Genomic DNA, 21839 nt, shown 5'->3' with positions numbered 1-21839 from the left:
CCTCATTTCCAATTTAAATTCTTTCACCATTTTTTAGCACAGAAGTCTGTTCATAGGTTACACTCAGTGCATCAGCTATAGCTATCATTTCTTCGGAAGACAATGATACTCGATTCAATTTTTTATTAAAATTCTGCGGACTTTGACCTATTCTTCTACAAAGTTCTGCAATGCTTATATTCTGTTTCTCACATAATTCTCGAACCATATCCGATGTTGTCATTCTCCACCTCCACCTGTATAAATATTGAATTCTGTTCTCCTGTTTCATCAATATCTTGTATTTTTAAACTATTTACATCTTTTCTATCATTAACTTGATTTTTTTCAAAATCTCTTAATAGAATTGGAGACTTTGAATTATGCATTCTATTATTTCTTTCTGCTTTCTCTTTGTTAACATTAGCATAGCAATATAAACAGTTATTTACACAGGAACCATATTGACCAATATCAATGCATTTCATACAACCACAATATTCTCTATTGCCATCTAACTTATCTTTATTAATTATTCTAGACCCTATTATTCTTTCAATTAGCTCTCCATCGATATTTCGAAATACAATTACTATATTTCACAAAACGCTATATTTTCCTCTTATATTGCAAAATAAAACACCAGATACAAATGTACCTGGTATTGATAAGATATTATTAATTTTATAATAAAGAAATTAACCTATTATTTTCTTTATGTTTATATATCTTAATATCATAATCCTTCTTTATTTACACGGCTCGGGGATCCTTGTGTAGCCTTACTTAGCTTGCTATAAATTACATAATTTCCAGCTGTACCAAGGTATACTGGATTTGTGTACAATAATAACGATTAGCTTACTAATCCAGCGATATAGGGTGATAACAGTAAGCTTGCATCCTTTGTATTTATTGACATACCAACTTTTAATACTGGGAGTTTTTGCTCTCTAAAATTAATGGCGAAGGCATCTACTACTTTTTCTGTTCCTGTACTGCGACCGCCTAAAGTTGATCCTTCAATTTGGTTATATGCAGCAAGATAACAAACTTGCTTATTAGAAAGCGTAACAGGTACTTCTAACGGTAAGATTAACAACCCTCCTGTTAAAGAGTTTACTACAGAAGTTACAGCAATAACATTGGCTTCTGTCTGACTTACTGGTTGTAGTATTGCCAACTGAAAGTTCCCTTTACCACCTGTTTGAGTAACATAAGTTGCAAGGCTACTAATAGTTGTTTGCTGTCCATTAAAAGCAAGGGCTCCAATGGCCTGATTGCTTCCTCCACCATGGTCAAAAGCAATTAATGCATTTATATCTCCTATCTTCAAAGTTTCAATTAGCAAATTCGCTTCGCTCATAAAAATCCCCGGGGTACATAAACAAATTGTGAACACAATTTGTTTTGCTATTTACAGATTACATTACCATCCTTACATCAACTATATCCTTAAATTTTGGGAGAGCATTGCAGCTATAGTTGAGAAAGTCTGCTATGTCTACTTTTCATCATGGCATCGCCTTACTTCCTTTTTTCGGAAGGCTGTCCAGACCCCATAAGAGGCAACTGAAAGTTACCTCCTTCCTAAGCACATGCAGACTGGTTTTACTTGCTACAACAATACGATGATAAGCGGCCCAATAACAGTCAGTAAAATATTACCGACGGCATATGCCGGCGTGTAGCTTAAGGCAAAAACACTGCTACCTGTCTCATCGGTGACTGCATTTAGAGCGGCTGTGACAGTACCAGCTCCACATTGTCCGCCGATGATATCAATGGCATCTAACTTAAGAATGTATTTTCCAAAATAAAGGGAAAGAATATGAGGCACAATGGAGAGTACTGCCCCAATGATTAGTACCATGAATCCCATTGATTGCAATGCCACAACAAAGCTTGCCCCTGCGGTAATCCCAACCACTGCAATAAAGGTATTCAAACCCACACTCTTTAAAAACCAACGTGTAGATGAAGGAATTTGACCAATATTGGGATGTCGTGACTGATACCATCCAAAGAACAGTCCTAGAAACAATGCACCGCCTCCGGCACCCAGTGTGATGGGAATATTGAAAGCGGTCAACGTAATCATACCCACCAGTAAACCACTAATGATGCCCACAGACATATAACTCACATCGGTATCAATGCCTGTGTTACGTGCATAACCAAATTCCTTAACAACTTTATTCATAACGTTCATAGGTCCTACAATACGGATTGTATCTCCTTTTCTCATATCGTGGATGTCCTCTAAGGGATATCCATCTCTCAAAGCAGATACGATTATAATATTATTGGCACTACAATCATCAATATGAGATTGCTGAAAGACCTTTGTGAGAACGATATTTTTCTGTTGCAAAATAACATTGAGATATTTCTTTTCCGCCGTTTCCTGAAGGTTGGCTCCTTTAAACTCAACCATACTCAGCAAATCACCAATGAGGGTGATAACATCCCCTTCCATAAGTTGGAAACCCTGTGATACTGTCACTTCTTGGTCGTCGCGAAATATCTTTTCAAATGTCAAATGATTGTCGTAGTTTTTTTCAATACCAGAAACAGATTTTCTTATATAAACAGAACCTTCTCCAATACTAAATGCACGCATTTTTATCGTACTGATAATCGTCTTCTCCGATGCATTATCTTTAAAGTTTATGCTTTCAACCTTTTCCTTGGTTGCTTCCTTCAAATCTACTCCCAGAAGCTTCGGTGCAATATTCTTAAGTAGAATAACGACACCTACTGTTCCAAAAACATATGTTAAGGCATAAGCCACAGCAACCTGTGCCTGCATGGCGTTTTTAGCCGCTTTACTTAGACCTGAAAGGCTCATGATCGAGGAAGAGGATGTGCCTATAACTGCCGATTGGGTAAGTGCTCCTGCCACAATTCCTGCCCCTTCGCCAGGGCTAATGTGAAAGGCTTTAAACAGTATTAGGGCCGTCACCAGTGAACAGGCTGCAAAAAAACCAGAATGGATGATGAGCTTAATCCCCGACTTCTTAAAGCTGCCAAAAAAAGCTGGTCCAACCTCATAGCCGATGACAAAAATGAAAAGGCTAAAGAAAATAGTTTTGATAGCTGGTGCGATATCAAATGTCCCTGCCTGCCCAACGATTAGTCCAATAATTAGTGTTCCAACCGTTGCGCCCAGGCTAAAGGACTTTAACCTGAATTTTCCAATAAAATAACCCAGAGCCAGACAAATAAAAATAGAAAGTGCTACATTATTGATCAAAAATTCACTCAATACCTTTAGCATGATTAATCACCCACTTCCAATGATGACTTCATTTTATCATCATATTCTTTTAGCAATACTTTAATTCGTCTTCCAATTTTGAAGTAAGCATCGTCGGGTAGGTTCGCTTGCGACACCCGCACTGTTCCCGAAGCGGCAGCAAAACCCACCCCTTCAATAAGCACCACGCCTTCTTCCTTGGCAAGATTCAACAAAAAATCAATCTCTTCAAAATTCTTTCGAATATATGTTGCCAAATTCTTACCATACAACCGCTCCGCTAAACTATAAATATCAATGAGCGCATAGTACTTCGCATTTTCACGAGTGTTATCCTCTTTAATTCCCAATCCTTCAAAAAGATTATGATATCGCCTGGCCACAATTTTCTTAGTGGATTCAATATAATCATCACAATCATGGCAAACTAAGTGAGTCATGGAGAATAACGCCATCATTGCCTGCTGTGGTGTGGACAATCCCGATGTATGATAAAGCCCAATGGACCGGCTATCCGCGGTCAGTCTTTCAATAAAAGGAAAAGAACGTGGTTCAATGGTCACAATACTATAATCCTCATCAAGGGTCTTTAATTTTTCTTCGGGTAAACGAGCAATCAAATCATCAAAGACATTCTGCTTGTTCATGGCGATGCAGCCAGTCCTCCAGCCCGTGGCACCATAAAGTTTAGAGTATGAATACACAAGCAAGGTATTATATGGTGCAACCGCATAAACAGATTGAAATCCCTCTACGAAAGTCCCATAGACATCATCCGTGATGATCATCAAATCAGGACGTTTTTCGCATATTTCTTTAATTCGTTTTAAAAGAGTGCTATCTAATGCCCGTGATGCCGGGTTGGAAGGATTCACCAAAAAGAATGCTTTAATGCTCTTGTCCTCCAGAACATCCAGAGCACCTAGGGGAATCTCCCAGTTGTTATCTTCACGCGCTGCCAAATCCACCTCAACCATTTCATATTTCGTCAACTTAGGAATCTGTAAATAAGGGGTGAATATAGGCATGTTAATGGCAATTCGGTCTCCTTCATTGATTAAGCCATTCTTCTTAAGAGAATTAAAGATGTAACAAATGGCCGCCGTCCCACCTTCTGTCGGAAAAACCTGGGTTGATTCCGCTAAAGAAACACCATTATAAAGGGTGTCTTGCAGATAAACATTAATGATTTTTTCTATGTTGATCAAGCAACGGGATGGTACAGGATAGTTGTTCCCAATGATGGCATCCGTAAACTCCTTCACCAAGGCGTCTCGACCAATGCCAAGTACATCAACGGCATAATCTATGAACAACTTAATGAAAGCATCTTCCTTCTGGCTGCTATCCAAAAAATCATTCAATCTGCCACCAATTCCATCCAATGTAGTGTATCCACCCAGATTGCCTTCATGCATGGTAAGTTCAGACTCCTTCACACCAAAAGCCATAAATCGAGTAAATGCCAACCGTGCCTGGGTATTAATCCAATTTGGATTGCCACGTCCTGCATTCAAAAAACTATTATCCTTTTCATTGTTTTTTGCAAACTTCAACATCTTTGATGCAATTTCAAACGCTCCAACTCGTTCCAACTCTTTTTCATATTGATTCTTATCCATACTATCAATCTCCTCTATTTTGGAATTATATATTTTAACGTGGTAAATTTACACTTTGAGGTTACTACTCCTACAATGAGTTAACGTCATACCAACTATTACAATTCCTCCTTAAATTCTTTTAAATAGCTTTGCTTTTTATTTCGACTACGTATATAGTTATTTGTTTGTAAACTTAATGAATTATTATACTTTAACTCACGATAAATCATATATGTGTATTGCGACATATATGTGTGTATTGCGACATATATGTATGTATTGTGACATATATATTGTACCATATATATGTATATAAAACTATTTTTCACCAATATGTCTAAAGTTAGAATTAAACAATCTTAGCGTTTCCTTCTGGAATTGTAGAAGAATATTTTACACTTGGTTATATATCATTTTCATAATTCATAATAATATTTACATTAATTTTTTCTTCTTCTCCAACTAATAGCATATTATCAAAGTCTCGATAAAATAGTGGAACAGGTATGCATCTCATTAAGGATCCATTAACCTTAACATAAAGGGCTAAAACTTTCATAGAATAAGCATCAATAACTACTACTCCAGTCACTGATGCTCATTCTAGATTCTAACTAACAATTTACTTTTTACCCAAGTCACAATTACCATTGATGGTTCATGATTATTGACAGACTAGGCGAAAACTATCAATATTTGTCTATTTATGATATTATATAAGATAGACGGAATTTGTGGTTTAAATCTTTAGAATATACTTAAGTTGTACATTTTTAGATATTATAATGTAATAAGATTATTAATAAAAATACATAAACAAGCCGCAATTAGTATAACCTTTTGCTTTTGATATTATAACCAAAGCAAAAGGTTATATCTGATTTAATAAAAGAAATACCAATGCACTAAGGCAAGTACTAAGGTGTTCATTGATTCTTGCAATGACATCGGATTATATGGTAAATCACTATAAAATTTTTAGATAATATCATAAAATTGAATAAGGAGGAATGAAAATGGAGTCATTTGCAAATATAGTCAATAAAATTGATGGATGGATATGGGGTATACCACTCATTGTTTTATTGTTTGGAACTCATCTATTCTTAACTTTTAGACTTAAATTTATTCAACGGTACATATTTAAAGCTATAAAGTTATCAGTAACAAAGGATGAATATGGTCATAATGTGGGGGATGTAAGCCAATTTAGTGCATTAACAACAGCACTTGCAGGTACTATGGGAACTGGTAACATAATTGGTGTAGCAACAGCAATTGGTATTGGTGGACCCGGTGCAGTCCTTTGGGTCTGGTTAACAGGTCTTTTTGGAATAGCTACAAAATATTCCGAGGCGTTGCTATCTGTTAAGTATCGTGTTAAAACAAAGGATGGTACAATGGCTGGTGGTCCTATGTATGTTTTAGAGCATGGACTTAAGTCAAAATGGGGTGGAGTAGCCTTTGCATTATTTACAAGTATTGCAGCTTTTGGTATTGGATGTATGGTACAGTCTAACTCCGTATCTTCAATGGTATATGAAACTTTTAATGTTCCAACATGGATTACAGGAATTGTAATAGCTGCATTAGTAGCAATTGTTATACTAGGTGGAATAAAGAAAATAGCTAAGGTTTGTGAAATTCTAGTTCCATTCATGGCCATATCCTATTTTATTGGGCTTCTTATACTTCTTGTAATCGGATATAAAACTGTTGGAAGCTCAATAGCGCTAATATTTAGGGATGCATTCTCCCCTCAGGCCGCAACTGGTGGATTTGCTGGAGCAGGAGTTATGATGGCAATGAGATTTGGTATTTCCAGAGGACTTTTTTCAAATGAATCAGGTCTTGGTAGTGCACCAATAGTTGCAGCAGCTGCACAAACAAGAAACCCAGTTAAGCAAGCATTGGTTTCAGCAACAGGCACATTTTGGGATACAGTTGTTGTAGCTGCATTGACGGGCATAGTTATTGTAAATTCAGGTTTTTGGCAAAAAGGTCTAGAGGGTGCTGCACTTACTAAGGCTGCATTTTCAGCAATACCTGTTATAGGACCTATAATGTTAACAATCGGACTTATTACACTTGTGTTTTCAACTATACTTGGTTGGTCATATTATGGAGAAAAAGCAATTGAATACTTACTTGGCAAAAAAGCTATTGTACCATATAGAATATTTTGGGTCATATTTATTTATATTGGATCAGTGTTCTCAATTTCTTTGGTTTGGGGACTTGCAGATATATTTAATGCATTAATGGCAATTCCAAATCTAGTTGCCTTAATTATGCTAAGTCCTGTAATTGTAAGTGAAACTAAGAAATATTTATGGGATGATAATATAGAAGCAATAAATAGTGAGTCAATAAGAGAAATTGATGAAAAAGGAAAAATTATTGGGGGGTTATAGTGCTACAATAAAGAGGAAGTTTTTAAATTATTTTTAAACACTTCCTCTTTATTATTATTTCTGATTACAATCTGTTCACGTCCCCCGGGGGTTTTTATGAGCGCAGCGAATTTGCTAACTATCTTTTATAGTGTCATTTCGAGTGCTCGTTCCCCTTGAACCCCCCCACAGTGGACTTTCACCACCTAGTTAATTGCCATGGCTGGCACACTAAAAAGAACGCAAATTTACAATTATTTGCGTTCTTTATTGCTATTTACTGGGTCTCTGTACTCTACCCCTTACTTTACGATAGATTATTTCAATAGCAAACGATAAACCCACCATAATTATTAACACCCAAATTTGGCTTGGCGCTACAGTAGCCCGTTGCCATATTAGGATGCCTAATGCCATCAAACACACAAGCATTCCTGCTAATGCTATGGCTCTACGACTGTGTGTTTTCTTGAAAAGCTTATAATTGGCAAAATTAACAGCAGCAAAAATTAGTAAAAATCCAGCACTACCCATAATAGAAAGACTCGTTATGTTAAAAAAGTTTGCTACTAATAAAGTCAATCCAGAAGTAATAAAAAGTCCTTCCACGGGTTGATGCCAAACCTTTTTATCCAAAAATTCTGGCAACTCACCCTCTTTGGCTATAATAAAACTAACTCTAGATGCTCCGTACAAGGTTGCATTGATTGCTGAGGCAGTTGACAAAAGGGCCGCAACTGTAATAAGAACATAGCCAAAACTACCTAAAAACGGCTTAGCTGCAGCCGCTAAAGCGAAGTCCTGTGCACCTGCTATTTGCTTAATCGACAAATTTCCTAAGGTAACCACAGAAATAAGTACATAAAGCACTAAAACAAATCCTACTGCGGTAAAATATGCTTTAGGAATTGTCTTTTCAGGATTGCGCATTTTTCCGACTGCGTTAGCCATAAGCTCAAACCCTTCATAAGAAACAAAAATAATCATGCCTCCCGCAATTAGCTGAAATGGCTGGCTCCATGTAGATGGTTGTATATTTTGTGGATTCGTACTCCACAGACCCACCATGATAAACAAGATTAAGATTGTTAATTTAAAGCCGACAATCCATTTTTCTAATTTACCAACTATCTTGGCATTGAAGAGATTTAAGCCAGTAAGGAGAATAACAATTCCACTAATTAAGACATGTTTCCCTACTAATTGATACGCTGTAGGCAAAGCCGTAGCTCCGTAACTGCCAAAGGCGTAGGCATACAGGGCAAGCATTATTACGTAACTCACCCATAACAGGATATTGAGTACACCTGTAATTAGCCCGGTCCCAAATGCCTGATTCAAAAATTCAACAGTTCCTCCCTGACCCGGGAATGTAACAGACAATTTAGCGTATGAATAAGCTGTCACCAGTGCTACTACTCCCGCAATGGTAAATGCTACCGGGGTACCTCCTTTAGCAAGATTAACCGCTAACCCCAGTACAGCAAAGATACCTCCACCTACCATACCACCTACGCCAATTGCTACTACTGACCAATAACCTATAGACTTTTCTCCAGTAGATGAATGACCCATTTTATGTTAACCCTCTTTCACGACAACTCTCTGTCTTTTATTGTATCAGTTTCACTTACAATTCTGTTTCCATGTGCCGATGATCTCAGTCCCATCAAGCAAAGTTACAATAATATTATTCCCTTCAAAAACAATCATATTCTCGATTATTTTTGAAGGGAATAAAAAACTTTTAAATAGAAATACTGATTTTACTTAACGAGAATTGTTCTTGATATCCTTATATAGAAAGTTTATGAATACTTTTGACTCGTCCCAACTAACGCAATTTATAGTTCTCTTGCCAGTTGGTTAGAATCCCATATAGCATACATGATATTATGCACATTACGGTAATCACCAACGTTGTAAACAACCTTATCCGAATCTACCATAGTGTCATAAAGTTTCTTTTGATAACGATAACCCGCAGCAACTATGACAGTATCTGCCTTTAATGTCTTTATGAATGAACTACAATACACTTCAATTTTATTAAAGACTAAGAGACCTTTTAGCCTATCAAATATTTCCATGATACTATTGAAAAAAATAAGAGCCTCCAAAGGCTCTTATTTATAAAGTATTTTCCTATTTAAATCTTTTTTTTGAAATCATATCCACTATAAACACTATTACACCTATTACTAGTAAAATATGTATCAAGCCGCCGCCAATACTAAATACTAATCCTAAAACCCAAAAGAATACAACAATTGCACCTATCAAACTTAGAATACCCATCTAAACACAACCCTTCTTACATTAATTCACTATTATAATAGCAAATTTTATTTTTAATTCTCCAAAAAAATTCTTAACTAAAAAATACCGACTAATTTAAGTATTATTATTATTACAACAATTCCACCAATTAATTTTAACATATAATCACACTCCTTGTTATTTGATAATCACTCCTATATATTTACTATTACCTTTTTTACCTTTTGAAATTTCGCTCCAAGTTACTTATGTACTTATGTACTCTTATTCTTTATTTAATGTATCATTAAATTTGTCTTCAATCTTATCTTCGGTTTTATCAATTTTTTCCTTTAAATCACCCTTTTGATATTGAAGCCGCCCTTTAAGCTCCATCTCTTCGCTATTTGAGACTTTACCTACAGTCTCCTTAGTCTTTCCTACGACCTTATCTTTTTCATTTTCAACTTTATTATTTAAATTAACCATCATACACCTCCATTTTATTTTATGGAAAATTGATATCAAATTTAAAAATTTTTTCTATAATATAGAATGTATGATTAAATTATAACATATTTCTCTTAGTTTATCAACATTGTTCGACATTTTTTTTATTATATTGAACTGATACGATCTAATGGCTATAGTTTAATTTTCTAATTGGGTTAGTGCCAACATTTCCGATTTATCTATACTAACCGACGCTAAGGATATAACTGGTAATAAATCAAGATTTTCAACCATGTTAAGACAAAAACAGACATAGCCAACATACGTGTAAAAGCGAGCCACATTGATGCGGCTCGCTTTTGCACGTATCGTTACTTTACCATTATGAATTTTTTTAAGCAAGCTCATCCAAGACCTCGCATAATGATGTAACTTCACAGCAGCTTAATGCTCAAATAATGTTGTTTAAAGAAGCTTTAGACCAGTTTGGAGCAACGAGTCCTAACCAAGTTGTTGAACTGTGGGCTAAAGGATTTAAAGAGCGTAATGGGGTTTTACAATACTCTGTTTATTGCGATAAATTAAAGGAAAATTTCATTAAAAACCGAGGAGAAGCACCAACTTCTTATTGGATCATTGGGGCCTCAAGTCCTTGGTTGCAAAATTATGAAATAATAAACAATAAAAAATTAAGTAATAATTCTTATGAGATAACCGTCAAATTGACCTGGGTAGCAGTTCAATATAATAAGTCAGAAAAAAGGACTCTAATTATTGTAAAAGAAAAAAATAAATGGTGTATAGAAAACATAAAATGATTTGAAATAATCAATAATTTCGTTCAAGTATCTCCTATCAATAGTACGAACATGCCAAATTCATATATGCAACTAAAAGCGACTTATAATCTTTTAACTGCTTTCCACTTTCAATAAGATTACAGCAATTCTCAATAATTTCTTTGTATTTTCCTTCAGCTCTTAGTGCAGAAACTTTCCGCTGAGTAGAGTCAGACATTGAGGTTATAACCGTTAGAAGACTGTTTCTATTTGCTTAAGAATGGTTAAAGAGCCCACTGAGATAAAATCTCAGTGGGCTCTTTAACCATTCACTTAAAAAAACATGTTTCCACATGTAATATCACATTAGTTAAATCTATCCCCATAGGATAGCATGTGAAAAATTTTTATCTATTAGATAATAGTAATTATTTCTTCCTCTTTTAATCTAGATTTAGGTAATTTAGCGTTGAAATCTTTATCACTGCGATAACCTAATCCAACTATAGCAACTGCAGTATATCCTTTTTTACGTAAACCTAACTCTTCATCTAAAACTTCCGCGTCAAAACCCTCCATTGGTACAGCATCAATGCCCATTGCAGCAACACCTAATAAAAGATTACCAATGTTTAAATATACTTGTTTTTCCATCCAATATTGTAAATCTTTCGAATCATTACGATGTATATTTACAAACATTGAACGTCCCTTATATTGTTTATCTTTAACTTCTTTCACAGCAAAACGGCCATCAGCTTCCTCTTTTTCTAATATATGAAGTAAATAGTCCTCATCCATATCAGTTCTTGAACAAAATACAACAACCTGAGATGCATTTAACACTTTAGCTTCATTAAAATTAAAAAAGCCTTGGGTGCTTTTACTAATTTGTTTTTTACCTTCATCTGTATCTGCAATTATAAAGTGCCATGGTTGCCCATTAACACTAGATGCACTAAGTCTTAACAGCGCCTTGATTTTGATAAAATCTTCATCAGAAATTTTCTTTGTAGAATCAAACTCCTTTACAGAATAACGTGTGTTTAAAATTTCAATTAAGTTCATATTCTTTTCATCCTCTTTTTTCTATGTATTTTTTATTATTTGATCATTAACAATATTTTATTTTGAAAATAAACTCTAACAAGTACCATACCCTTATTCATATTTCTCTTTTTATATACTATATACATTAATCCATATACTTAATATTATTATACCTTACTTACTTGAACCCATCAAAGGAATCCGTAAAAATAATTCACAATAGGTTAATGTTGTAGCAATAGAACATGGAAGGTTATTATTTCTACTACTTTGAAAATAATAAAATTTAGTGTAGGAAAGATGTATAATTTAGCGATTATTCTACGTTGTAGCTGCAATTTGATTAACGCTAAATTGTATGGATTATCTCTAAAAATTGTACACCTATATCACCCTATGTAAGAATTTTCCTTATTGTGCTATGTTATTACGCCTGGTATTAGATTCTTTTAATATCCTTTGTTATTTTCTCATTACCTGCTGCCTTCCAGCCATAAAGTATTTCATACTTTCGCCTTGTTCCCATTTTATAGGGAGAACTTCCTTTTTATATATTATAAAGTAAAAATAAAATCTAGATTAAAACCCCCTCGCTTCTAATTCACAAGAAGAAAGGGGGTTTTAATTTTTGTGAAATGTATGCTAATATATTTATCTTTTCCGAGATTTTTTAACATAAATTAGAAGTTTATATTTGCTATTCTTGCATAATGCATTAACTATCAATAAAGTTTTAGGTCTAGGAAATTAATATTACAAAGCTAATCTAAAAATTGCTTCGACGTCTTTTTCATTTAGTTTCATGAATCCACCAATTTTACTTTCATCTGTTACACCAAGATGTTTTACAAGTGCTGAAATATCTTCCTCTTTGGCACCCAGTTCAGCAAAAGTTAAAGGCATTCCTATAGATTTTAAAAACATTTTAAAACGTTCAATACCCTCAAGTGCTGTCACTTCAGTATTTGAAAAATTCATATCACATCCAAAAACCCGTGTAGCAAACTGTGCAAAACGGTTAATATCATGTCTCATTACATATTTCATCCAAGCTGGAGCTACAACAGCTAAACCTGCACCATGTGCACAATCATACATGGATGAAAGTTCATGTTCAATCTTATGACTGCTCCAATCCTGTTCTCGACCAACACCACAGATGTTATTGTGAGCAACCATACCTGCCCACATAATATTAGCACGTGCTTGATAATTCTTTAAATTATTCATAACCTTAGGTGCTTCTTCAATCATTGTCTTTAACACAGCTTCACAAAAACGATCTGTAATTTCAACATCTTGAGTATTTGAAAAATATCTTTCACATACATGAAGCATGATATCGGTAATGCCACAAGCTGTCTGATAAGCTGGCAGTGAGCAGGTATACTGAGGATTAAGGATAGAAAATTTTGGACGTAAGGCTTCTCCTGTAGTAGCCCATTTTAGTAGTCCATTCTCATTAGTTATAACAGAGTCAGGTGAGCCTTCGCTTCCTGAAGCTGCAATTGTAAGAACTGTAGCAACAGGAAGTGCTTCATCCACCGTTTTACCAGTTGAATAATAGTCCCAAAAATCTCCCTCATATGGAACTCCTGCTGCAATTGCCTTGGCAGAATCAATTGTACTTCCACCACCTACTGCAAGTATAAAATCAACGTGTTCTTTCCGGCACAAATCGATTCCTTCATAAACTAGTCCACTTCTTGGATTTGGATGAACACCACCCAATTCAATATACGAAATATCTGCTTCCTTTAAAGATGTTGCAACAGCTTCATATACACCGTTATGTTTAATGGAACCGCCTCCATAATGAAGTAAAACCTTTGTTCCACCGAAACGCTTTACCAGTTCACCCACATCATTTTCGCTTCCTTTTCCGAATGAAAAGTATGTGGGAGCATAAAATTTAAAATTTTCCATAATATTAATATTCCTCCCTAAAAAAAGTGATAATTTAAACTTTATTTACTTATACTATCTAACCAAAACTTCTGTTTTATCTATCCTAATAAAACTTCTGACTCTTCGTTTCAAAGTACCTTTTTAAATCATAACTAGAAAAAATACCTTTGTCTGTTACAATACCACTAATTAAGTGAGGTGGTGTAATATCAAATGATGGATAAATACCTTTAACCCCTTCTAATGTATTTTTCATACCGCCATAGGATAAAACTTCCCTATAATCTCTTTCTTCTATAATAATATCAGAGCCTTTTTCTTTATCTACGTCTGGTATTCCTGTTACAAAATATGGTATTCCAAAGTGTTTTGCTAAAATAGCAATCTGGAAGGTCCCAATTTTATTTGCAATATAACCCTCTTTAACTATGGTATCTGCAGCAGAAGTAAATAGATCTATATTTTTATTCTGCATGGTATATGCAACCATATTATCAGTTATGACCGTTGTATCAAAACCCATCTGACTACAACAGCTTGCAGTTAATCTAGCTCCCTGTAAATAAGGTCTCGTCTCTGCACAGTAAATTTTTATTTCATTATTTCGTTTCCTCGCTGCTCTTAGCATCGTTCCTATAATTGTTTCTCCAAAACACTGTGTCATAATACATCCATTCTTAGGGAACATATCAGCAAGATATTCCCCTACCTTATCCATAGTAGAATAACGTCTATTTAAAGAATCTATGGTTGCATTAAAAATAGCCTGTGAGGCATCTTTACCTTCTGATAAAGCTTCTTTAGCAGCCGCTAAACAGCCTTTTGTTATAATGCTCATGCGATTTGCCGTAGTAGGTCTGGCATGAGAAATATCATAGGCTGCCTTTTCAAGAAATTCTAACTGCACTACCTCATTTTTTCCTCTTACCTCAAAGGCTGCAAGCGCCATGCCCATACCTGCCGCAGTATATGGACCTGCACTCTGAGTTACCATATCCTTAATTGCCTTTGCTACCTCTTTATAGGTATTACAAACAACAAATTTAATTTCTCTTGGATAAATTCTTCTATCTAGAATACTTACCCTTCCATTTTCATACCAAGCTACATTTTCATACTGCAACATAAAAGCCAAGTCTTGATCCATTCTTTCCATTTTATATCGCCCCTTTTATCTTTCAAAGCAACAGTAAAGCTGCCTTGAGTGTTATGACACTATTAATTTAAATTCCTCGGTTATATCACTTCCTGTAATAAACCTATATCTGTTCATTATTAAACTAATACCTATTTTAATTAAAGCTCTCTCGAAAGGAATTCTTTGCTCTAATTTTTTTATGCTAGTTACCTCTAACACTTTAGAATCTCCTACAACCCGTCTAATTATTTCAGTACCAGCATAACCAAGAGAATCTGCTAATACTTCTTTTACGTAATGCTCTTTAAAATATGAATTATATAAATTAAAGTTAACTAAAACATCATACTTTTCTGAAAACTTTTTCTTGAAAATATTAAATGTATCTTTTATACTCTCTTCAATCCAGCATAAAAACTCTAAATTGTTGCATTCAGTATAGTATTTATTGCCCCATGCAAAGAATAAATTACCTATTACATTGCCAACGTCATATCCCATCGGTCCATAAAAAGCAAACTCTGGGTCAATTACCTTAATTCCTTTTTCATTGGCAAAAATAGAACCTGAATGAAGGTCTCCATGAATGAGTGCTTGTGCATGATTCATAAATCCTTCTCTTAAAATACCAACTTCAGATTTTAACCTTTCATTATTATACAAGTTATTTTCAACGAAGATCTCGTTTTCCTTTAGAATTATATTTTTGTTTCTAGTTCTATTTTTATAGTTATAATAAGGTTCTGTGAATACTAAGTCTTCAGTAATATCACAAAGGTCCTTATTTATACACCTACTAACTCTTTCCTTTTTATCTGCACTATCAATTACTAAATCCGTAGTTGGAAGTAGGGTGTCTGCCAAAAAAGTAGATATATTATCAGCTAAATGAGGAAAACATTTCCCACTCAAGAGCTCCGTTCTTAGATTCTTATATTCTGATATATCCTCCATAGAAAGAGCACACATAGTTCCGTCATAATGGTAAATTTGAGGTACAAAAGATTGAGCCAAAGTTCCTTCTATTTTTAGAATTTCAGCTTCAATTCTATTACGATTAATATCTAAGGGCCTTCCAGAGGATCTTAAAAACTTGTCTGCTTGTTTTATAATTAAGGATTTACCGGTTTTAGGATTCCAAACCTTAAATACGTAGTTGATATTTCCATCTCCTATTTCTGTAGCTTCTAATTCTTCCTCATCACTAAAATAGTGCGTTACTTCTTTAGCATAAATTTTTATTTCCTCCGCATTCATTAAAAAATGTTCGGAATATCGGTTCATTTTAAAATCCTCCTTCTAACCTTTCACTTTTATTTTTTTCTTTAGATATAAATTTAGGCCATCCAATTAATATGAAGAAAGTTCCGAATACAAGCATAAGCATGCAATACCAGGCAACGTTTTCATATTGTAACAAAAATGCTAAATCAGTATCTTATCTCTTCATTTATCTCGCTCCTACTATGATTATTTTATAGCTTCTATTTTTTTCACCTTAGGTTCACGAATAAAGGCATAAGCCATTACTATTGCACAATATCCAAAAATTACTTTTAGTCCTAAGGAACCAATAAATTCAATACTAGAATAGAATCCAAAGATATAAATTCCTGAACTAAGAATTGGTAACCCGTACATAGCCCAAACAGGTAATTTAAAATATGCTTTTTCATAAGCTTCTGGATTTTTTTTAGGCAAAAACATAGTAGCAAGTACAGGAAATATTGCGAAAATTAATCCGATGTTATTACCAATGATTGCTATATATTCTATGGTTCCCCCTGTCAGTATTGGTAACATACCCACTACATAGAAGATACCTAAGAGCAAATGTGGTGTTCCGTACTTTTTATTCTCAACTGCCAACCATTTTGGAAACCACCCATCTTCAATAGCCGCCTTAATACCCTTTGTACCCCATGCAAATACAGCATTCAAAGAAGAAAGTAAAGCAAATATCGCACCGCCCACAATAAAGAAAATATAAACCGGTGTTGGAAAAATTTGTTTTGCAACAGTACCCAAGGTTTTATAAGCAACGTCTTTTATTGGCAATACACCTGATGCTACGATTGCCATCAAGAAATAAACAATTGAAACTATTATAGTAGAAAAAATCATCGCACGTGGAATTGATTTCCCTGGGTTCTCCGTTTCTCCGCCTAGTTCTGATAAATACTCCGCACCAATCAAAGCAAAACGTACTAAGAAAGAAGCTGCTATAAATCCCATAACCCCAGATGGCATAATATTTTCAACTTGGAAAAATGAACCGAAATCTTGCACTTGTGGTAACCCAAAAGCTATAAACAGACCTAAAGCAGCCATCAACACCAAAACCATTATATTTTGAATAAATACTGCCGTTTCAATACCACGCAAATTGGCAAAGAAAATTAATGTCATTACAATGGATGCAACAATAGTTGTATTCAATCCTGGAATAAATTCCTTTGCGTACTCCGTAAATCCAATAGCATAATTTGCCAATACTAATTGGCCTGCAACTAAAAGAGAAACGTAGAAAAAAGCAGTTTTTCTTCCAATTAAATCACGAACGTATGTATACATACCTCCTGATGCTGGAATTGCAGATCCAAGAGCAGCCAAAGAGATAGTTGGAATTATAACCAAAATAGCTGCTAATAAAAATGACCACGCAACTCCTTTACCAGTTAATCCAATTCCAACACCTGTTAAGATCATGATTCCTGAACCAATAATCTGTCCAATAGAAACACCCATAAGGTCCATAAAACTAATGCTTTTCTTTTTTACTACATTAACTTGCGAATTTTTTTCCACTTTTTAACCCCCTATTTAATATTTAACATATCTATCTCAACTATAACTTTATTTAAAAAAGCCTAAATAAATCCCATTATTTATCAGTTAATAATTAGCTGTTTTTCATCTCCTGAATTAAGTCTTCAGATTTTCTCCTTATTAGTTAAGGGCAACTGCTATTAATGCGTCTAGAGCTATTGTAATTCCCTTATCTACAGTACGTTTAAGCAATTCTGGATCTGGATCATTGCTTTCAGCTGAATCCAAAACTGCCAAAGCATTTCCGTCAACAGAAAGAATTGCTCCAGCCTTTGCACCAAATAAACTTGCTGCAGTGTACAAAGCGGATACTTCCATCTCCAAGGCAATTGCTCCTGACCTCATCTGCTCCACTGTATTGGTAGGCATAACACCAGAATAAAATGCACCTTGCGTCACAATAATTCCTTTAAACGCCTCCATCTGGTTATCCTTCACACTTTGAACTAATGCATTTATAACATCTAAATCAGCAATAGCAGGAAAGGAATCCGGTACATAGATATTAGATACTCCATCTTCTTTAGCTGCCGCTGTAGCAATTACTAAAGTTCCAGCCTTAACTTCCTGTTTTAAACCACCACAAGTACCAATACGAACAATTACTTTGGCACCACCTTTTATAAGTCCGATAAATGATAACATAGCACCACTAGCTCCAACTCCATGAGATGAAACAGTGATTGGCTCTCCCTTATACTCACCATAATAAGTCCAATACTCTCTTGCTTTAGCTAGACATTTCATGTTATCCAGCATATTTGCAATTTGCTCTGCACGAAATGGATCCCCACACACTAATACTCTTGGTGTGATATCCCCTGGTTTTAATCTGATTCCTGGTAAAATAACTTCTTTTGACATTATTCATCCTCCATTCTCATTCTATTACTTTGTTTTTCTTTATTTTTACTGATACATTTTGTAGAAAACATTATTCAATTATATTAATATCACTTTATATTTAGTGATAATTTCTTAGCAATTAAACGTACTTGATATTTTATTTTCTCTTCATCTACGAATTTTAAATCTTTGTTCTCCATTAGAATTTTTCCATTAACTATAACCGTATCTACATCACTTCCTTGCATACTATACACCATTGCTGACATTGGATTGTTTAATGGTGTTAAGTGTGCCTTGTCCATATCGATTAAATTTATGTCGGCCTTTTTACCAACTTCTAAGCACCCTGTTACGTCTCCAAACCCTGTTGCCTTAGCTCCATTAACTGTAGCCATTCTAATGACTTCCTTTGCATTAACAGCCAAAGGATCCATTGAATTCCCTTTGTGAATTAATGATGCTAAATGCATTTCTTCTACAAAATTCAAGTTGCTGTTACTTGACGCACCGTCAGTTCCTAAAGTAACATTAATACCTTTTTTTATCATCCTAGGCACATCAGCAATACCACTGGCTAATTTCAAATTACTAGATGGACAATGCGCTACACTAACATTTCGATTTTTCAATATTTCAAAATCACCATCTGTAAGGTGTACGCAATGAGCTGCAATGGTAGGTACATCGAATACACCCCACTCCTGTAATTTTGCCATGGGTGTTGTTCCATATTTTTCAAATATTTGTTCCTGTTCGTAAGGTGCTTCTGAAATATGAATTTGAATCCCTGTTTTAGCTTCTTTTGCAGCAGCAACCCTAGCTTTTATTTTTTCTTCTGAATAAGTGTAAATTGCATGAATAATAGCATATTCCTTAATCAATCCATCATGAGAATTATTCCACTTCTTGATATGAGAAACATACTCCTGATATTCCTTTTCAGGAGTAATTAAAATATGAGGTCCCGCAACATTAGCACGAATATTATTTTCTACCACAACATCCATCATTACATTGCTTGGCTCATACATCTCAGCAAAGCAAGTAACTCCGCTCTTAATCTGTTCTAATACGCCTAACATTCCTCCCCAATAAATATCTTCATGCGAAAATTTTTCTTCAGCAGGAATCATCTTTTCAAATAACCACTTATTTAAAGGAAGATCATCCCCATAGCAACGAAGAATTGTCATAGGCGAATGAACGTGCGTATTTACAAATCCTGGTATAGCCATCTTGCCCATTGCATTAATCACTTTATCTGCATCAAATTTGTCTACTGTTATATTTTCTTCTCTTTCAATAAATACAATATCACTACCGTCAATACCTATAAATCCATTTTCAATTACTGACATCTCAGTATCTACTGTAAGTATCTTTACATTTTTTATTAACGTTTTAATCGTTTTCATTGTTTTCATCGTTTTTATCAATATCCTTTCATCTAGCCATTTCTTCTAATCAATCAACAGCAACTCCCGCATCTGAAACTCTATCCTTAAGTCCTAATTGTAGGAAGAATTCCTCCAATCTCTGCTACTGCTCTCTTGTATTTTTTTTGCTTCTACCATGAAAGCATCTTTAGATTTTTTCTTTATAAAAAATGTTTACGCTCTAGAAATCTGCTTTATAAATATTAAGTATTACTCAAGTATTACTGGGTTACCTGAGGTTTTTGCATAATAGTAAATTTTTGCAGCATCTTCTACATAGGCACTTGCAATAGATGCGTCTTCCATATTCTTACCACAACTAATAGTACCATGATTTGCCAAAAGACATGAATTAGACTTTTCTAAGTAAGGAATTATGGCCTGTCCTAATTCAAGAGAACCTGCAGGTTTAAATGGTACTACCTTAATGTCTCCGCCTAAGAAAGGTTTCATTTCAATTAGAATTAAAGGAATGTCTTGTCTGTTTACTGCAAAACCTGTAGCAAAAGGTGAATGTGTATGGACAATGGCATTAATATTAGGATATTTTATATATATCTCCAAATGCATTCTCCATTCTGATGATGGCTTTTGGCCTGGTTTTTTAGTTTTACCGTTTACATCAATTTCTACTATATCCTCCTCTGCCATTAAGCTATAAGAAAAACTGCTTGGTGTAATTAAAAAACTTTCATTGTCACCATCAATCTTCCTCATACTTATATTTCCACTTGTTCCTGCTACCAACCTTTCTTCATATAACCATTTGGCAGTGTTCAATATAATTTCTGTTTTTTTCATAGTCAAACCTCCTAATAGATTTATTATAATATACTCAATATACAACATATTAACTCAAAAGTCAACATTTTTGTGAGTATTTTTGTGGTTTTTTATTGTTTTTTGATATTCTTACGAAAAGTACTAGACTGTATATTGACTTTAGGTTATAGAGATGTACAGCATTTCTTTGATGCAACGTTAGCATTTTAAAGCTGGCATCTTGTTATTCATCACTTGTTGATATTTGTAGCTTTATGTGGTATATTTTATTTGAACTTCAATACATTTATAGAGAGGAATTAAATCTATGTTAAAAATTAATAGACAAAAGGCAATAGATGATGAACTACATGCTCGTGGCAGTATTCTAATATCTGATATGAGTCAAAAACTAGATTGTAGCGAAGAAACAATTCGACGAGACATAAAAGAGATGGAACAAGACAAGAAATTAACTCGCATTCATGGTGGAGCATTTTTACCTGAGGAATACGATAAAAGCGTACCTATTCAATTAAGAGAAACTTTTTTTTCTGCAGAAAAAGAACGTATGTCTTCTTATATTATAAAAAATTACGTTCAAGAAGACGATATTATTATGTTAGATTGTAGCACCACCTGTTTAACACTTGCCAAGCAATTGTTATTTTCCAATACGAAGTTAACGATTATTACTAATTCTCTTCGTATCTGCAATCTTTTTAACACTATTTCAACAAATAAGGTAAAACTCATATGTCTTGGTGGCACCCTACGCCAGAGATCTAGTTCTTACATTGGATACCAAACCACCCAAGCACTCTCTAGATATCTTGCCGATAAATGTTTTATTAGTTGCTCTGCAGTTGATTTGAAACATGGGTTAGTTGATAATAATCTAGACGAGGCTCAGATAAGAAAAACCTATATTAATCAATCACGCCAATGTTTTTTGGTTGCAGATAATACCAAGTTTTCTGATAAATCCGATATTATAATTACTGGATTAGAAAACTTAGATATCGTTATTACTAATAAAAGACTCTCTAAAAAATGGGAGCAAACATTGCAAGACTTAAAAATCTCTATTGATTATTGCTAATCCATTATACGAGTAGCAAACAGAAATTGTTCACAGCAT

At 34.4% G+C, this 21839-nt stretch carries 22 protein-coding genes; 3 read left to right on the top strand and 19 right to left on the bottom strand.

Annotated elements, in window-relative coordinates:
• Nucleotides 1-13 precede the first annotated feature (13 nt).
• From ACREWB_RS01475 to ACREWB_RS01450, 6 genes are all read right to left on the bottom strand, one after another.
• Entirely contained in the window at nucleotides 14-223 is a 210-nt protein-coding gene (locus ACREWB_RS01475; RefSeq protein ID WP_431545704.1) for a helix-turn-helix domain-containing protein, read from the bottom strand.
• Nucleotides 189-554, bottom strand: coding sequence for a DUF1848 family protein (locus ACREWB_RS01470; RefSeq protein ID WP_431545722.1), 366 nt, complete (start codon nucleotides 552-554; stop codon nucleotides 189-191). The genes ACREWB_RS01475 and ACREWB_RS01470 overlap by 35 nt, the downstream gene beginning before the upstream one ends.
• Before the next feature lie 281 nt (nucleotides 555-835).
• Complete coding sequence (locus tag ACREWB_RS01465) at nucleotides 836-1345, bottom strand: hypothetical protein (RefSeq protein WP_431545703.1); 510 nt, start codon at nucleotides 1343-1345, stop codon at nucleotides 836-838.
• A gap of 252 nt (nucleotides 1346-1597) precedes the next feature.
• Nucleotides 1598-3259, bottom strand: a complete 1662-nt coding sequence (gene aspT, locus ACREWB_RS01460) for an aspartate-alanine antiporter (protein ID WP_431545702.1) — start codon at nucleotides 3257-3259, stop codon at nucleotides 1598-1600.
• A gap of 2 nt (nucleotides 3260-3261) precedes the next feature.
• A complete protein-coding gene (locus ACREWB_RS01455) occupies nucleotides 3262-4860 on the bottom strand; it encodes a bifunctional aspartate transaminase/aspartate 4-decarboxylase (protein WP_431545701.1) in 1599 nt (532 codons plus the stop codon).
• 385 nt (nucleotides 4861-5245) lie between these two features.
• Nucleotides 5246-5401: a hypothetical protein gene (locus tag ACREWB_RS01450; protein WP_431545700.1), complete on the bottom strand. Its 156-nt coding sequence runs from the start codon at nucleotides 5399-5401 to the stop codon at nucleotides 5246-5248.
• 457 nt (nucleotides 5402-5858) lie between these two features.
• Here ACREWB_RS01450 and ACREWB_RS01445 point away from each other — a divergent pair, with 457 nt between their 5' ends.
• Nucleotides 5859-7256: an alanine/glycine:cation symporter family protein gene (locus ACREWB_RS01445; protein ID WP_431545699.1), complete on the top strand. Its 1398-nt coding sequence runs from the start codon at nucleotides 5859-5861 to the stop codon at nucleotides 7254-7256.
• 252 nt (nucleotides 7257-7508) lie between these two features.
• Here ACREWB_RS01445 and ACREWB_RS01440 read toward each other — a convergent pair whose 3' ends face one another.
• From ACREWB_RS01440 to ACREWB_RS01425, 4 genes are all read right to left on the bottom strand, one after another.
• Nucleotides 7509-8810 (bottom strand): APC family permease, encoded by a 1302-nt coding sequence (locus tag ACREWB_RS01440; RefSeq protein ID WP_431545698.1) that lies wholly within the window; start codon nucleotides 8808-8810, stop codon nucleotides 7509-7511.
• Nucleotides 8811-9079: 269 nt separating this feature from the next.
• The gene (locus tag ACREWB_RS01435; RefSeq protein WP_431545697.1) at nucleotides 9080-9355 is read right to left on the bottom strand and encodes a hypothetical protein; all 276 of its coding nucleotides are present in this window, start codon (nucleotides 9353-9355) and stop codon (nucleotides 9080-9082) included.
• 25 nt (nucleotides 9356-9380) lie between these two features.
• Complete coding sequence (locus ACREWB_RS01430) at nucleotides 9381-9533, bottom strand: lmo0937 family membrane protein (protein WP_431545696.1); 153 nt, start codon at nucleotides 9531-9533, stop codon at nucleotides 9381-9383.
• 246 nt (nucleotides 9534-9779) lie between these two features.
• Nucleotides 9780-9983, bottom strand: coding sequence for a CsbD family protein (locus ACREWB_RS01425; RefSeq protein WP_431545695.1), 204 nt, complete (start codon nucleotides 9981-9983; stop codon nucleotides 9780-9782).
• A gap of 422 nt (nucleotides 9984-10405) precedes the next feature.
• Here ACREWB_RS01425 and ACREWB_RS01420 point away from each other — a divergent pair, with 422 nt between their 5' ends.
• On the top strand, nucleotides 10406-10765 hold the full coding sequence (locus ACREWB_RS01420) for a hypothetical protein (RefSeq protein ID WP_431545694.1): 360 nt from the start codon (nucleotides 10406-10408) through the stop codon (nucleotides 10763-10765).
• A 37-nt stretch (nucleotides 10766-10802) separates the two neighbouring features.
• Here the strand turns inward: ACREWB_RS01420 and ACREWB_RS01415 are convergent, their stop codons facing one another.
• The 9 genes from ACREWB_RS01415 to ACREWB_RS01375 form a co-directional block, all read right to left on the bottom strand.
• A complete protein-coding gene (locus ACREWB_RS01415) occupies nucleotides 10803-10964 on the bottom strand; it encodes a hypothetical protein (protein WP_431545693.1) in 162 nt (53 codons plus the stop codon).
• A 176-nt stretch (nucleotides 10965-11140) separates the two neighbouring features.
• Entirely contained in the window at nucleotides 11141-11794 is a 654-nt protein-coding gene (gene nfsB / locus ACREWB_RS01410; protein WP_431545692.1) for an oxygen-insensitive NAD(P)H nitroreductase, read from the bottom strand.
• 735 nt (nucleotides 11795-12529) lie between these two features.
• Nucleotides 12530-13702 carry an iron-containing alcohol dehydrogenase gene (locus ACREWB_RS01405; RefSeq protein ID WP_431545691.1) on the bottom strand — a complete coding sequence of 391 codons (1173 nt, stop codon included), beginning with the start codon at nucleotides 13700-13702 and terminating at the stop codon, nucleotides 12530-12532.
• 85 nt (nucleotides 13703-13787) lie between these two features.
• Nucleotides 13788-14840: an S-methyl-5-thioribose-1-phosphate isomerase gene (locus tag ACREWB_RS01400; RefSeq protein WP_431545690.1), complete on the bottom strand. Its 1053-nt coding sequence runs from the start codon at nucleotides 14838-14840 to the stop codon at nucleotides 13788-13790.
• A gap of 51 nt (nucleotides 14841-14891) precedes the next feature.
• A complete protein-coding gene (mtnK, locus tag ACREWB_RS01395) occupies nucleotides 14892-16106 on the bottom strand; it encodes an S-methyl-5-thioribose kinase (protein WP_431545689.1) in 1215 nt (404 codons plus the stop codon).
• Nucleotides 16107-16292: 186 nt separating this feature from the next.
• Complete coding sequence (locus ACREWB_RS01390; protein ID WP_431545688.1) at nucleotides 16293-17630, bottom strand: APC family permease; 1338 nt, start codon at nucleotides 17628-17630, stop codon at nucleotides 16293-16295.
• A 141-nt stretch (nucleotides 17631-17771) separates the two neighbouring features.
• On the bottom strand, nucleotides 17772-18515 hold the full coding sequence (locus ACREWB_RS01385; protein ID WP_431545687.1) for a nucleoside phosphorylase: 744 nt from the start codon (nucleotides 18513-18515) through the stop codon (nucleotides 17772-17774).
• Nucleotides 18516-18604: 89 nt separating this feature from the next.
• Nucleotides 18605-19915: an amidohydrolase family protein gene (locus ACREWB_RS01380; protein WP_431545686.1), complete on the bottom strand. Its 1311-nt coding sequence runs from the start codon at nucleotides 19913-19915 to the stop codon at nucleotides 18605-18607.
• Nucleotides 19916-20146: 231 nt separating this feature from the next.
• Nucleotides 20147-20737 carry a class II aldolase/adducin family protein gene (locus tag ACREWB_RS01375; RefSeq protein WP_431545685.1) on the bottom strand — a complete coding sequence of 197 codons (591 nt, stop codon included), beginning with the start codon at nucleotides 20735-20737 and terminating at the stop codon, nucleotides 20147-20149.
• 289 nt (nucleotides 20738-21026) lie between these two features.
• Here ACREWB_RS01375 and ACREWB_RS01370 point away from each other — a divergent pair, with 289 nt between their 5' ends.
• Nucleotides 21027-21800, top strand: a complete 774-nt coding sequence (locus ACREWB_RS01370; protein WP_431545684.1) for a DeoR/GlpR family DNA-binding transcription regulator — start codon at nucleotides 21027-21029, stop codon at nucleotides 21798-21800.
• The last annotated feature ends 39 nt before the right edge of the window (nucleotides 21801-21839 follow it).

Origin of the sequence: Clostridium sp., from assembly GCF_050717635.1 — a bacterium.
Lineage (GTDB): Bacteria > Bacillota > Clostridia > Clostridiales > Clostridiaceae > Clostridium_AD.
The sequence above is the reverse complement of the archived record's forward strand: the minus strand, read 5'-3'. Positions and strand labels throughout refer to the sequence as shown.